This is a genomic window from Herbaspirillum chlorophenolicum, from assembly GCF_001189955.1.
In the GTDB taxonomy this organism is placed as follows: domain Bacteria; phylum Pseudomonadota; class Gammaproteobacteria; order Burkholderiales; family Burkholderiaceae_D; genus Herbaspirillum; species Herbaspirillum chlorophenolicum.
Genome location: NZ_LFLT01000003.1, coordinates 142,317 through 155,274, shown reverse-complemented (window position 1 = coordinate 155,274; position 12,958 = coordinate 142,317). Strand labels below are relative to the sequence as shown.

Annotated in this window: 14 protein-coding genes; 10 read left to right on the top strand and 4 right to left on the bottom strand. The window is 61.4% G+C overall.

Annotation, left to right across the window (positions count from 1 at the left end; translation table 11 throughout):
- The first annotated feature begins 50 nt into the window (after positions 1–50).
- Positions 51–908: an acyl-ACP desaturase gene (locus AKL28_RS03800; RefSeq protein ID WP_050466719.1), complete on the top strand. Its 858-nt coding sequence runs from the start codon at positions 51–53 to the stop codon at positions 906–908.
- 157 nt (positions 909–1,065) lie between these two features.
- A complete protein-coding gene (gene rfaE2 / locus AKL28_RS03795) occupies positions 1,066–1,548 on the top strand; it encodes a D-glycero-beta-D-manno-heptose 1-phosphate adenylyltransferase (RefSeq protein ID WP_050466718.1) in 483 nt (160 codons plus the stop codon).
- Positions 1,549–1,630: 82 nt separating this feature from the next.
- Here the strand turns inward: rfaE2 and AKL28_RS03790 are convergent, their stop codons facing one another.
- Positions 1,631–2,143, bottom strand: a complete 513-nt coding sequence (locus AKL28_RS03790; protein ID WP_050466717.1) for a copper chaperone PCu(A)C — start codon at positions 2,141–2,143, stop codon at positions 1,631–1,633.
- Positions 2,144–2,239: 96 nt separating this feature from the next.
- Positions 2,240–2,542, bottom strand: a complete 303-nt coding sequence (locus tag AKL28_RS03785) for a DUF2946 family protein (RefSeq protein WP_231602327.1) — start codon at positions 2,540–2,542, stop codon at positions 2,240–2,242.
- Between the two features lie 378 nt (positions 2,543–2,920).
- Between AKL28_RS03785 and AKL28_RS03780 the strand changes: the two genes are divergently transcribed.
- From AKL28_RS03780 to AKL28_RS03765, 4 genes are all read left to right on the top strand, one after another.
- Positions 2,921–3,901, top strand: a complete 981-nt coding sequence (locus AKL28_RS03780; protein WP_050466715.1) for an ABC transporter substrate-binding protein — start codon at positions 2,921–2,923, stop codon at positions 3,899–3,901.
- Between the two features lie 148 nt (positions 3,902–4,049).
- Positions 4,050–5,039, top strand: coding sequence for an ABC transporter substrate-binding protein (locus tag AKL28_RS03775; protein ID WP_050466801.1), 990 nt, complete (start codon positions 4,050–4,052; stop codon positions 5,037–5,039).
- A gap of 116 nt (positions 5,040–5,155) precedes the next feature.
- Positions 5,156–6,049 carry an ABC transporter permease gene (locus AKL28_RS03770; protein ID WP_050466714.1) on the top strand — a complete coding sequence of 298 codons (894 nt, stop codon included), beginning with the start codon at positions 5,156–5,158 and terminating at the stop codon, positions 6,047–6,049.
- A 1-nt stretch (position 6,050) separates the two neighbouring features.
- On the top strand, positions 6,051–6,845 hold the full coding sequence (locus AKL28_RS03765) for an ABC transporter ATP-binding protein (protein ID WP_050466713.1): 795 nt from the start codon (positions 6,051–6,053) through the stop codon (positions 6,843–6,845).
- A gap of 84 nt (positions 6,846–6,929) precedes the next feature.
- Here the strand turns inward: AKL28_RS03765 and trmL are convergent, their stop codons facing one another.
- Positions 6,930–7,412, bottom strand: coding sequence for a tRNA (uridine(34)/cytosine(34)/5-carboxymethylaminomethyluridine(34)-2'-O)-methyltransferase TrmL (gene trmL, locus AKL28_RS03760; protein ID WP_050466712.1), 483 nt, complete (start codon positions 7,410–7,412; stop codon positions 6,930–6,932).
- A 28-nt stretch (positions 7,413–7,440) separates the two neighbouring features.
- On the bottom strand, positions 7,441–8,277 hold the full coding sequence (locus AKL28_RS03755; RefSeq protein WP_050466711.1) for a ComF family protein: 837 nt from the start codon (positions 8,275–8,277) through the stop codon (positions 7,441–7,443).
- Positions 8,278–8,345: 68 nt separating this feature from the next.
- On the opposite strand from AKL28_RS03755, the gene AKL28_RS03750 reads away from it, so the two are divergent.
- From AKL28_RS03750 to ctaD, 4 genes are all read left to right on the top strand, one after another.
- Positions 8,346–9,287, top strand: a complete 942-nt coding sequence (locus tag AKL28_RS03750) for a methyltransferase domain-containing protein (protein ID WP_050466710.1) — start codon at positions 8,346–8,348, stop codon at positions 9,285–9,287.
- 378 nt (positions 9,288–9,665) lie between these two features.
- Entirely contained in the window at positions 9,666–10,127 is a 462-nt protein-coding gene (locus AKL28_RS03745; protein WP_050466709.1) for a DUF2244 domain-containing protein, read from the top strand.
- Between the two features lie 31 nt (positions 10,128–10,158).
- Positions 10,159–11,319 carry a cytochrome c oxidase subunit II gene (gene coxB, locus AKL28_RS03740; RefSeq protein WP_050466708.1) on the top strand — a complete coding sequence of 387 codons (1,161 nt, stop codon included), beginning with the start codon at positions 10,159–10,161 and terminating at the stop codon, positions 11,317–11,319.
- 19 nt (positions 11,320–11,338) lie between these two features.
- The gene (ctaD, locus tag AKL28_RS03735; protein WP_050466707.1) at positions 11,339–12,955 is read left to right on the top strand and encodes a cytochrome c oxidase subunit I; all 1,617 of its coding nucleotides are present in this window, start codon (positions 11,339–11,341) and stop codon (positions 12,953–12,955) included.
- The last annotated feature ends 3 nt before the right edge of the window (positions 12,956–12,958 follow it).

Below are 12,958 nucleotides of genomic sequence, written 5' to 3'. Positions count from 1 at the left end.
GGAAAAACTTTGTTAAAATCAAACACTTAACGCATATAGGCAAACCACAGATGCTGTACCCTGAATTGTTCAAATCGCTCGAGCAGGTCCGCTGGAATATGGATAAGGATATCCCTTGGGACAAGTTCGACGCTTCGCTGCTCACCGACGAACAGGCCCAGACCATTCGCATGAATGCGATCACGGAATGGTCTGCACTGCCGGCGACCGAAATGTTCCTGCGCGATAACCGCGGCGACAGCGATTTTTCGGCATTCATGTCGGTATGGTTCTTTGAAGAACAGAAGCACTCGCTGGTGCTGATGGAATACCTGCGTCGCTTCCGCCCGGATATGGCGCCGACCGAAGAGGAGCTGCACAACGTGCGCTTCGAGTTCGACCCCGCGCCGCCACTGGAAACCCTGATGATGCACTTCTGCGGCGAGATCCGCCTGAACCACTGGTACCGCTGTGCCGCCGACTGGCACACCGAGCCGGTCATCAAGCAGATCTACAAGATCATCAGCCAGGATGAGGCCCGGCATGGCGGCGCTTACCTGCGCTACATGAAGAAGGCGCTCAACGAAGTGGGCGACAAGGCCCGCGCCGCCTTCGCCAAGATCGGTGTCCTGATGGCGTCGGCGCGCCGTACCGAAAAGCCTTTGCATCCGACCAACCTGCACGTCAACCAGGCGCTGTTCCCGAACGACACGGTCCAAAGCCGCTTGCCGGACCCGGAGTGGCTGGAGCGCTGGCTGGACAACCAGATCAAGTTCGACACCGAATGGGAAAAGAAGGTGGTCGACCGTATCCTGCACAACATGTCGCTGCTGTTCGAGCGTACTTTCGGAACGGTGCAGGAGCTCAATCGCTACCGCAAGGAAGTTGCCCAGCGCCTGATGCCGGGTGAAGCCGTCGTCGCTGCCTGAGCAGCAGGCAGCGAACGTAAAGGGAGGCCCCGAAGCGGTGGCAACGCAGAGTGCCGCACACGGGCTCCTTCCCAGGCAGTAAAATCAAAAGCCGCGCATTTGTTGCGGCTTTTTTCATTTACGGCGGTCATTCATCGCCGGCACAAACCAATTCAACATGGCCGATTTCGAAGACAAGGTATGTACCCGCGCTCAACTCAAGGAGCGTATTTCCCAATTGCCCAAGCCGGTGGTGCTGACCAATGGCGTATTCGACATCCTGCACCGCGGCCACGTGACTTACCTGGCACAGGCGCGTGCACAGGGCGCTTCGCTGGTGGTGGCTGCCAATACCGACGCTTCGGTCAAGCGCCTGGGCAAGGGCGACGATCGTCCAATCAATACGTGTGAGGACCGCATGGCCGTGCTGGCGGCCCTCGAGTCGGTATCGCTGGTGGTGCCGTTTGACGAAGATACGGCGCTTGAAGTGGTGCAGGAGGGACAGCCCGAGATTTACGTGAAGGGCGGCGACTACGACATGGGCGCCATTCCCGAGGGAAAAGCCGTGGTGGCCTATGGGGGCCAAGTGCTGGCGATCGCCTTCGAGCATGACCGCTCGACGACCAAACTGCTGGCCAAGGTGCGCAAGCTGGCGGGCTGAGGTTTCGTACCCACAATGACAAGGCCGGCAGGAGAAAATGCTCCTGCCGGCCTTGTCATTTCTGCATCGAGGCTTGCCGGGATCAGTGGTGCATGTGGCCCTTCATGTCATCTTTGCCCGATGTTGAAGCTGCCGCCGGGTCTTCCACATTGAGCGTGACATCCACCTTGCCGGCCTTTTCGAAGGTCAGGGTCAGCGGTACCTTGTCGCCGGCCTTGAGCGGTTTGGACAAGCCCATCAGCATGATGTGATAGCCATTGCCCGGTTGCATGGCGATCTTCTGGCCGGGTTTGATTTCCAGGCCGCCATCGACCTCACGCATCTTCATCAGGTTGCCTTCCATCGCCATCGTATGGATTTCGGTCGATTTGGCGACCGGCGACGACAGGGCTACCAGCTTGTCCGATGCCGCGCCCTTGTTTTCGATGCTGAAATAGGCGCCGCCAGCCGGTTGGCCGGGCACGGTAGCGCGCGCGTAGGGATGGCCGATTTCCAGTTGACCCAGCTTGTATTCATGCGCCTGCGACAGCGGTGCGGCGGCGAGGAGAGCGGCGGCCATGGCGATGCCGGCGGCGCGTTGGAAGAATTGCTTCATATTATCGAGTCCTTTGGGTGTGTTGGCGCCGGGGGCGCACGGGCGGATGCCGCGCGCATTCCATTCGGCCTGTTTTTGCTGCGTTGTCGAGTGAGATCAGGCCGCGGGCGGCGCTCTGGCGCGCGGCGCACCCGGCGCGAGGCTGGGTGCGAAGCCGGCCTGCCATGTTCGCGCTACAGGATAGCTGATGCCGGACGCAGCGGCTCCGGGCAAGTCGGCCGCAGGCAACGGATAGGGCGTCTGGTTGCCGCAGCATAGCTGGCAATGGGCTGCGGCATGTGCCGGCGTACTGCCGGAATTGCCCGCACCTCCGGTGTTGGCCACGCTGCAGATCGCCATGGCGGGGATATCCTGCGGCGCCTGCGCGAAGGCCGGCTGCAGCCAAGGGCCGGCTGCCATGGACAAGACCAGCCACAGATGCAGCAAAGCGCGCCGCCAAAACGGCAACCCGGCGTGCGGCCTGTGGCGGCGTACGGCGGGGAAATGCGAGGTTGGCGGGCGTGAAGGCATGACGGGGGATTATAGCAACTGGCTGTAGCAAGTTCGGTTGGCCTGGTGCAAGGCGTTAATGCGAGCAGTAATATTGATGTCGATACGATTCGTATCGATTTGCGAGGCCAGTTGATTCTATCGATGCCCCATCACTTTCAGGAGGCGTATCTAAGGCCTGCGCGATGGCGCGGCAGGAATGGCGCTGTGCAAATTGATTGTTGAGGTGCGCTAGGCTAGACTTACCCTCTTTTCGCGTATTCCAAACAATTTCTAAAGGGAGACTTCATGTACTACAACACCAAATTGACGCTGCGTGCCCTGGTTGGTGCATTGTCCCTGGCTGCGGTTTGCGCAGCCCCCGCCATGGCGGCGGATAAGGCGGTTTCGGTGACCGCTATCGTCGAACACCCGGCGCTGGACGCGGTCCGCGATGGCGTCAAGGATGAGTTGAAGGATGAAGGCTTTGAAGCCGGCAAGAATCTGAAGTGGGATTACCAGAGCGCCCAGGGCAATACCGGCACCGCCGCCCAGATCGCCCGCAAGTTCGTGGGCGACAAGCCTGACGTCATCGTGGCCATCGCCACCCCGTCGGCCCAGGCCCTGGTGGCTGCCACCAAGACCATCCCCGTGGTCTACTCCGGCGTGACCGATCCGGTCGCCGCGCAACTGGTGAAGGACTGGAAAGCTTCCGGCACCAACGTGACCGGCGTGTCCGATGTGCTGGAACTGGACAAGCAGGTCGACCTGATCAAGCGCGTGGTGCCCAATGCCAAGCGCGTGGGCATGGTCTACAACCCAGGCGAAGCCAATTCGGCCGTGGTGGTCAAGGCGCTCAAGGAACTGCTGACCAAGTCCGGCATGACCCTGGTCGAAGCCGCCGCGCCACGTTCGGTTGACGTCGGTACCGCAGCCAAGAGCCTGATCGGCAAGGTCGATGTGATCTACACCAACACCGACAACAACGTGGTTTCTGCTTACGAATCGCTGGTCAAGGTCGGCAACGACGCCAAGATCCCGCTGGTCGCTTCCGATACCGACAGCGTCAAGCGCGGCGCCATCGCCGCCCTGGGCGTGAACTACTACGACCTGGGCCGCCAGACCGGCAAGGTCGTGGCGCGTATCCTCAAGGGCGACAAGCCGGGCGACATCGCTTCGGCCACCAGCAGCAAGCTGGAACTGTTCGTCAATACGGCTGCTGCGCAAAAACAGGGCGTGACCCTGTCGCCGGAACTGGTGAACTCGGCCAAGACCGTCATCAAGCAATAAGTTAAAGTAGCGCCTGACGCTCCCGACCGATCCCGCTATTAAGCGGGATCGTTTTATCCGGGGGCGCAAGTTGCCCTATCTGTACATCGTTGCATCGTCATATATGAATAACGGGCCAGGCAGCGCGGCTGCCCAGGCGCCGACCGCCATGAAAGAGGAGTGGACTGTGTTTGCATTAACTAAATCATTGCGCGCCATTGCCGGTGCGCTGGCCATCAGTGCCGTCTGCGCTTCCGCGCTGGCTGCAGAGAAGGTGGTCGCAGTGACTTCCTATGTCGAGCATCCGGCGCTGGATGCCGTGCGCGATGGCACCAAGGATGAACTCATCGCCGAAGGCTTCGAGCCGGGCAAGAACCTGAAATGGGATTTTCAGAGCGCCCAGGGCAATGCCGGCACTGCCGGCCAGATCGCCAAGAAGTTCGTGGGCGACAACCCTGACGCCATCGTCGTGATCGGCACCCCGTCGGCACAGCCGATGGTAGCTGCGACCAAGACTATCCCGATCGTCTATTCGGCTATCGCCGACCCGATGGCGGCGCAACTGGTCAAGGACTGGAAGCCATCCGGCACCAACGTGACTGGCATGTCGCACATGCTCGATCCGGTCCCGCAGGTCGAGATCATCAAGCGCGTGGTGCCCAACGCCAAGCGTGTCGGGATCGTTTACAATCCGGGCGAAGCCAATTCCGTGTCGGCGCTGAACAACATCAAGGGCGAGCTCCAGAAGCAAGGCATCACCCTGGTCGAGGCTGCCGCACCGCGCTCGGTTGACGTGGCGCCGGCCGCCAAGAGCCTGATCGGCAAGATCGATGTGATGTACACCACCACCGACAACAACGTGGTCTCGGTCTTCGAATCGCTGGCCAAGGTCTGCAATGATGCCAAGATCCCGCTGATCGCTTCCGATACCGGCAGCGTCAAGCGTGGCGCCGTGGCTGCGCTGGGTGTGAACTTCTACGATCTGGGCCGCCAGACCGGCAAGGTGGTGGCACGCATCCTGAAGGGTGAGAAGCCGGGCGATATCGCTTCTTCGACCAGCAAGAACCTTGAGCTTTACGTCAATACCTCGGCAGCGCAAAAGCAGGGTGTGACCCTGTCGCCGGACTTCCTGAAGTCGGCGACCAAGGTACTGAACTGATCTGCACGGCACCGCGAGGCACTGCGCCATCCCTGCGGCGCTTCGCGGAACGCAGAAGACATTCGGCATTAGCGTACCGCGCCAATGCCGAATGTGTTTTTTAAGAAAGACCTTTTATGTCGCTGTATACGCTGTTGGGCGCACTGGAAATCGGCCTGATTTTCAGCCTCGTGGCCCTTGGAGTGCTGATTTCCTTCCGCATTCTTACTTTCCCCGACCTGACCGTCGACGGCAGTTTTCCGCTGGGCGGCGCTGTAGCCGCCACCATGATCTCGGCTGGGCATGACCCGTTCCTGTCGACCGGCGTCGCCATCCTGGCCGGCGCACTGGCCGGCTTCACCACCGCCTGGCTGAATGTGCGGCTGAAGATCATGGATCTCCTGGCCAGTATCCTGATGATGATCGCGCTGTATTCGATCAACCTGCGCGTGATGGGCAAGCCTAACGTACCGCTGATTTCCGAGTCGACCATCTTCACGATCCTGCAACCCGACTGGATCCCCGACTATGTCGGCCGTCCGCTGATCCTGCTGGTGGTGGTGGCTGTCGTCAAACTGCTGCTGGATTGGTTCTTCTCTTCCGAAATCGGCTTGGCCATGCGCGCCACCGGCGCCAATGCCCGTATGGCGCGCGCCCAGGGCATCGCCACCGGTACTGCCACGCTGGCCGGCATGGCGCTGGCCAATGCGTTGGTGGCGCTGGCTGGCGCGCTGTTCGCGCAGACCCAGGGCGGCTCCGATATTTCCATGGGCATCGGCACCATCGTCATCGGCCTGGCGGCCGTGATCATCGGCGAGAACATCCTGCCGGCGCGCCGCCTGGTGTGGACCACGCTGGCGGTGATCCTGGGTGCCATCCTGTACCGCTTCTTCATCGCACTGGCCTTGAACAGCGACTTCATCGGCCTACAGGCGCAGGACCTGAACCTGGTGACCGCGGTGCTGGTGATGCTGGCGCTGGTGCTGCCGATGGGCAAGCGCAAGCTGAAACTGCTGATGAAGGGGGCTTGAGATGTTGAAAGCAAGCGATCTCAAGATCACCTTCAATCCCGGCACGCCGATCGAGAACCCGGCGCTGCGCGGCCTCTCGCTGGAAATTCCGACTGGCCAGTTCGTGGCCGTGATCGGTTCCAACGGCGCAGGCAAGTCGACTTTCCTGAACGCCATTTCGGGTGACTTGCTGATGGACTCGGGCACGATCGAAATCGATGGCACCGATGTCACCAGAAAGCAAGCCTGGGACCGCGCCGGCATGGTGGCGCGCGTGTTCCAGGATCCGATGGCCGGCACCTGCGAGGCATTGACCATCGAAGAAAACATGGCGCTGGCGATGGCGCGCGGCCGTCGCCGCGGCTTCAATTTCGCCATCCGCGGCAAGATGCGTGAGTTGTTCCGTGAGCGGCTGTCGGTGCTCAACCTGGGTTTGGAAAAGCGCCTCTCCGACCGCATCGGCCTGCTTTCCGGCGGCCAGCGCCAGGCGGTCAGCCTGTTGATGGCATCGCTGCAGCCTTCGCGCATTTTGCTGCTGGATGAGCACACCGCCGCGCTTGATCCCAAGACCGCCGCTTTCGTGCTGGAGCTGACGGCCAAGATCGTGGCCGAGAGCAAGCTGACCACGATGATGGTGACCCACAGCATGCGCCAGGCGCTGGACTATGGCGACCGCACCGTGATGCTGCACCAGGGCAAGGTGGTGCTGGACGTGTCGGGGAAGGAGCGCGCCGGGCTGGATGTGCCGGACCTGCTCAAGATGTTCGAGCAGACGCGCGGCGAGAAGCTGTCGGACGATGCCTTGTTGCTTGGTTAAGCGTATCGCACCATCAAAAAACGGCTCCTGCGGGAGCCGTTTTTGTTTGTTGTCGTCCCTGCTTTCGCAGGGAGTAGGCATGTATCAGCTCCCGCCCTCGTAGCCGTTCTGCCGCCACGCCTCATACACCACCACCGCCACGGTGTTGGAGAGATTGAGGCTGCGGTTGTCCGGCCGCATCGGCAGGCGGATGCGCTGCGTGGCCGGGAATGACTCGCGCAGTGCCGGTGCCAGCCCGCGTGTTTCGGAACCGAACACGAACGTGTCGCCGGGGTGGAAGGCGAGGCCCGCAAATGGCGTCGAGCCGTGGGTAGTCATGGCGAACATGCGCGCCGGATCGAATTGCGGATCGGCGCGGCGGCGTTCCAGGAAGGCATCCCAGTTGGAATGCACCTGCATGGTCGCGTAATCGTGGTAGTCGAGCCCGGCACGGCGCATCTTGGCGTCGTCCAGCGGGAAACCGAGCGGTTCGATCAGGTGCAGTTGTGCGCCGGTATTGGCGCACAGGCGGATGATGTTGCCGGTATTGGGAGGGATCTCCGGTTCGACCAGTACGACGTGAAACAAACAAATCTCCTGAAAATGCGATGCCGGATCAGCCCGGCGGGGTGCGTGCGAAAACCAAGTTGGTCACGCGCTTGGCGCCGAAGCGCTTGAGGGTGGCGGCCAGCTCGTTGAGGGTCTCGCCGGTGGTCATGACATCGTCGACGATGCCTACGTGGCGGCCGCGCACATGATCCATGGCGTCGTAAGGCACCACGAAGGCTTTGCGGATGTTGCGGCCACGCGCCACCAGCGGCAGGCCGGATTGCGCCTGGGTTTCTTTCACGCGTTCGAGCAGGTATGGATGCAGTTGGATGTCGAGCAGCCTGGACAACGGCTTGGCGATTTCCAATGCCTGGTTGAAGCCCCGTTCCTGCAGGCGGGCGCGGCCCAGCGGGACTGCTGCCAGCATGGTCGGCAGCGGCAGTTGGATATCGCTGCCCGGCAGCGGACTGCGCAGCGCGGCGTTGCGGATCAGTTCAGCCAGCAGCGGCGCCAGCCGCAGGTCGCCGCTGAACTTCAGGGCCAGCACCAGCTGGTCGGACGGCGCGAAATAGTCGGTGGCGACAATGGTGGCGTCGAATGCAGGTTTGTTCTTGAGGCAGGCGCCGCAGCGCAATTCCTTGCCGACGGCGGGCATCGGCAGCGCACACTGGATGCAGCGCCGATGCTGGCGCGTGAAAAAGCGCTGGCGGCAAGGCGTGCACAGCGTGTCGCGTCCGGCATCGCCGCACAGGGCGCAGGAGGAGGGCAGCAGTTGTGGAATACGGGCCAGCACGCGTTTCACCCAGCCGCTTTTTTGCGGCTTGGCTGGCGGTACTCGTTTGTAGGCGGCAGCCGTTTTGGGCGCGGTAGGCGCACTGCCGGGTTTGTGCGGTTTGACGTCCATGGGGTTGCGCCCGGGAAAAATGGATTTCGACTAAACTACGGCCATTATCTCACCTGTTTCCTGATTCGATGTCCCTCAGTCCGCCATCCGCCAGCGCCAAACTCAGCGCGCCTATCGATCTGCCTCTGGTGCGCCGTACCTTTGGCCGGCCGCAGCGGGTAGCCGAATCCGACTTCCTGCGCCGCGAGGTGTCTTTCCGCATGCAGGAGCGGCTGGCGCTGGTGAAGATCGTTCCCAGCCAGGTGCTTGACGCCGGCTGCGGTGAGGGCGCCGATCTGCCGATGCTGCAAAAACGTTACCCCGAGGCCCAGGTGGTGGGGCTGGACGGCGCCTATGGCATGCTGTCCGTGGCGGCCGAACACCAGCGCGGCGCCCAGTCGGCGGTCAACCGCCTGTTCGGTTCGATCAACAAATGGCTGGGCACGTCCGGCGGCAACGGCCCCGAGCTGGCGTGCGCCGACTTCGCCCAACTCCCTTTGGGACCCAATTCGCTCGACCTGGTCTGGTCCAATCTGGCGCTGCACTGGCATCCGCAGCCCGACCGTGTGTTCGCCGAATGGCGCCGCGTGCTGCGGGTGGAAGGCTTGCTGATGTTTTCGTGCTTTGGTCCGGATACCCTGCGTGAAGTGCGTAGCGCCTTCGAGAGCATCGACCTGGCGCCGCATGCCCTGCCTTTCGTGGACATGCACGACTTCGGCGACATGCTGGTCAACGCCGGCTTTTCCACGCCGGTGATGGATATGGAAACGATTACCGTGACTTACGAGACGCCGCAACGCTTGCTGGAAGACGTGCGCGCCTGGGGCGGCAATCCGCTGGAGACGCGTCGCCGCGGGCTGCTCTCGCGCGGACAGCACCAGCGCTTGCTGGCCGCCTTTGAGGCGATGCGCAACCGCGATGGCAAGATACCGCTGACGTTTGAGGTCGTGTACGGCCATGCCTTCCGGCCGGTACCGAAACAGACCGCTGCAGGCGAGAGCATCATCCGGTTCGATTTGCCCAGGAAATAGTGGCAGTGGCATATATCGGTTAGTTGCCAAAGTCCATCTGGATTTGGTCGTCGTTGTTGTATCGTTACGCCCTGCTGAATGGAGGGGAGGCTCCGGAAACCAGTCTACAAGCCGGAAAGCGGGTGGCAGTGCATGTTTTGGGGCGTCCGGGCAAAGCGCCCAAGAACACGGGGTTGCGTTTGCTTGATCACGGGCAGCGTTACCCCTTATACTCAAATGGTTAAGAATAAATAAAGAGCCGCAATGAGGACGGCACCAGCGCCATAGCGCGTCGCGGAGGGCGGCAACAGCCCCGTCGATGCAGTGCGCCGGCTCGGCCTCCAGCGGTTCGACTTATAGAGAGACACGCTCGACCGACAATCATGCTGGCGAGGTGCTATGGAGACGCGGGAATGGATATTGAAGCGCAATTGTTCGATTGCGCCGCGCCAGCTGGCGTGGGTCTTTGCAATACTCTGTGTCGTATCGCTGACGGTCGCGTTGGCATTCACCGTCCATGGTGCCTGGACTATCCTGGTTTTTTCTGTCATTGAGCTTTCGGCGGTCGGCATCGCCTTCCTGGTGTACGCCCGCCACGCAACTGATCGCGAGTATGTCGCTTTGTTGGATGACTGCCTGATTGTCGAATTGACACAGGCAAGCAAGGTAAACCGTATCAAGCTGGACTTGCGCCGTGCGCGTATCGATTTTCCTGTCGCCCGCCAGTCGCTGGTGGGGCTGGAGTGTTCCGGCATGCGCGTGGAAGTAGGCCGTTTTATGAGCGAATGGAAACGACGAGAGTTCGCGCGCGAGCTGGATCGCGAATTGTCCGCAAGGATCGGCGTGTTGGCGAAATTCTAATTCTTATAATTTTGGGCTTTTGAGGAAATCCATGAAACATGCGAAGCGCCTTCAATCGTTGACCCTCGGTGCATCGCTGCTGGCGGCGGGAATCCCGTCCTGGGCAGTGGTGGACAGTCCAGGGGGACCCGCAGTAAGGCAAATGAACTTCCAGCCGCCTGTCACCCAAATCGCCGAACAAATCTACGACCTGCACATCCTGATGCTGATCATCTGCCTAGTGATCTTCGTGGCGGTGTTTGGCGTCATGTTTTATTCCATCCTCAAGCACCGCAAGTCGCTTGGCCACAAGGCTTCTACCTTCCATGAAAGCACGACGGTGGAAATCGCCTGGACCGTGGTGCCGTTCCTGATCGTGATCGGCATGGCGCTGCCGGCCACCAAGACGGTGGTGGCGATGAAAGATACTTCCAATGCGGACCTCACCATCAAGGTCACCGGCATGCAGTGGAAGTGGGGCTACGATTACCTGAAGGGCGAGGGCGAAGGCATCTCCTTCCTCTCCAATCTGGCCACGCCGCGCGAGCAGGTCACCGACGCTTCGATCAAGAAGAACGACAACTACCTGCTGGAAGTGGACAACCCGGTCGTGGTGCCGGTCAACAAGAAGGTGCGCATCGTCACCACCGCCAACGACGTGATCCACTCGTGGACCATTCCCGCCTTCGGCGTCAAGCAGGATGCGATCCCCGGTTTCGTGCGTGACACCTGGTTCCGCGCCGAGAAGATCGGCACCTATCGCGGCCAGTGCGTCGAGCTGTGCGGCAAGGACCATGCTTTCATGCCCATCGTGGTGAACGTGGTCAGCGAGGCCGACTACAAGACCTGGGTCGATGAAAAGAAAAAGGAAATGGCGGCCAAGGCCGACGATCCGAACAAGACCTGGACTATCGACGAGCTCAAGCAGCGCGGCGAAAAGGTCTACACCGCCAATTGCGCCGTCTGCCACCAGGCTACCGGCAAGGGCGTGCCCGGCGCTTTCCCGGCGCTGGACGGCGACCCGGTGGTCAACGGCCCCAAGGCAGAGCAGATCCATGTGGTGCTGAACGGCAAGAACGCCATGCCGGCCTGGAAGACAGTGCTGAACGACACCGAGATCGCCGCCGTCATTACCTATACGCGCAACAGCTGGTCCAACAAGGCGCAGGAAAACATCGTTCAGCCCGCAGAAGTGCTGGCTGGCCGCAAGTAATCGATTGGAGAACAGGACTATGACCACCACCGTTGATCACACCCCTGATCATTCCCACGATCACGCGCATGGCCACGATCACGACCACTCGCACGACCATCCACACGGCTGGCGCCGCTGGCTGTTCGCCACCAACCACAAGGATATCGGCACGCTCTACCTGTGGTTCTCGTTCACCATGCTGCTCTCAGGCGGCGTGCTGGCGCTCCTGATCCGCGCCGAGCTGTTCCAGCCGGGCCTGCAGTTCTTCCGTCCCGAGTTCTTTAACCAGTTGACCACCATGCACGGCCTGGTGATGGTGTTCGGCGCCATCATGCCGGCCTTCGTCGGCTTCGCCAACTGGATGATCCCGCTGCAGATCGGCGCCTCCGACATGGCGTTCGCGCGCATGAACAACTTTTCGTTCTGGCTGCTGCCGCCGGCAGCGCTGCTGCTGGCAGGTTCGTTCCTGGTGCCGGGCGGCGCCACCGCCGCAGGCTGGACGCTGTACGCGCCGCTGTCGACGCAGATGGGCCCTGGCATGGACATGGCCATCTTCGCCATGCACATCATGGGCGCTTCGTCGATCATGGGTTCGATCAACATCATCGTCACCATCCTGAACATGCGCGCGCCCGGCATGACGCTGATGAAGATGCCGATGTTCTGCTGGACCTGGCTGATCACCGCCTACCTGCTGATCGCCGTGATGCCGGTGCTGGCAGGCGCCATCACCATGACGCTGACCGATCGCCACTTCGGCACCTCGTTCTTCAACGCGGCCGGCGGCGGCGATCCGGTGATGTACCAGCACATCTTCTGGTTCTTCGGCCACCCGGAGGTCTATATCATGATCTTGCCGGCCTTCGGCATCGTCTCGCAGATCATCCCGGCCTTCGCGCGCAAGCCGCTGTTCGGTTATGCCTCGATGGTGTACGCGACCGCTTCGATCGCGATCCTGTCCTTCATCGTCTGGGCGCACCATATGTTCACCACCGGCATGCCGGTGACTGCGCAGTTGTTCTTCATGTACGCCACCATGCTGATCGCGGTGCCGACCGGCGTGAAGATCTTCAACTGGATCGCCACCATGTGGCGCGGTTCGATGACCTTCGAGACGCCGATGCTGTTCTCGGTCGGCTTCATCTTCGTGTTCACCATGGGCGGCTTCACCGGCCTGATCCTGGCGGTCACCCCGATCGACATCCAGATGCAGGATACCTACTACGTGGTGGCGCACTTCCACTACGTGCTGGTGGCCGGTTCGCTGTTTGCGCTGTTCGCCGGTTACTACTACTGGAGTCCGAAGTGGACCGGCTACATGTACAACGAATGGCGCGGCAAGTTCCACTTCTGGGCTTCGCTGATCACCTTCAACGTCACCTTCTTCCCGATGCACTTCCTCGGGCTGGCCGGTATGCCGCGCCGCTATGCGGACTATCCGGCGCAGTTCACCGACTTCAACATGCTCGCCTCGATCGGCGCCTTCGGTTTCGGCCTGAGCCAGGTGTACTTCCTGTTCTGCGTGGTGATCCCGTCGATCAAGGGCGGCAAGAAGGCGGAAGCCAAGCCGTGGGAAGGTGCGGAAGGCCTGGAATGGACCGTGCCCAGCCCGGCGCCTTTCCACACTTTCGAAGAACCGCCTGTCCTCAAGTGATGA

Bases quoted from the DNA above. Each gene is read 5' to 3' on its own strand.
- AKL28_RS03775 (WP_050466801.1), top strand. From the start codon at position 4,050: ATGAAAGAGGAGTGGACTGTGTTTGCATTAACTAAATCATTGCGCGCC.
- AKL28_RS03790 (WP_050466717.1), bottom strand. From the start codon at position 2,143: ATGAAGCAATTCTTCCAACGCGCCGCCGGCATCGCCATGGCCGCCGCT.
- AKL28_RS03755 (WP_050466711.1), bottom strand. From the start codon at position 8,277: ATGGACGTCAAACCGCACAAACCCGGCAGTGCGCCTACCGCGCCCAAA.
- ctaD (WP_050466707.1), top strand. From the start codon at position 11,339: ATGACCACCACCGTTGATCACACCCCTGATCATTCCCACGATCACGCG.
- AKL28_RS03800 (WP_050466719.1), top strand. From the start codon at position 51: ATGCTGTACCCTGAATTGTTCAAATCGCTCGAGCAGGTCCGCTGGAAT.
- AKL28_RS03745 (WP_050466709.1), top strand. From the start codon at position 9,666: ATGGAGACGCGGGAATGGATATTGAAGCGCAATTGTTCGATTGCGCCG.
- AKL28_RS03765 (WP_050466713.1), top strand. From the start codon at position 6,051: ATGTTGAAAGCAAGCGATCTCAAGATCACCTTCAATCCCGGCACGCCG.
- AKL28_RS03780 (WP_050466715.1), top strand. From the start codon at position 2,921: ATGTACTACAACACCAAATTGACGCTGCGTGCCCTGGTTGGTGCATTG.
- coxB (WP_050466708.1), top strand. From the start codon at position 10,159: ATGAAACATGCGAAGCGCCTTCAATCGTTGACCCTCGGTGCATCGCTG.
- rfaE2 (WP_050466718.1), top strand. From the start codon at position 1,066: ATGGCCGATTTCGAAGACAAGGTATGTACCCGCGCTCAACTCAAGGAG.
- AKL28_RS03770 (WP_050466714.1), top strand. From the start codon at position 5,156: ATGTCGCTGTATACGCTGTTGGGCGCACTGGAAATCGGCCTGATTTTC.
- AKL28_RS03750 (WP_050466710.1), top strand. From the start codon at position 8,346: ATGTCCCTCAGTCCGCCATCCGCCAGCGCCAAACTCAGCGCGCCTATC.
- AKL28_RS03785 (WP_231602327.1), bottom strand. From the start codon at position 2,542: ATGGCAGCCGGCCCTTGGCTGCAGCCGGCCTTCGCGCAGGCGCCGCAG.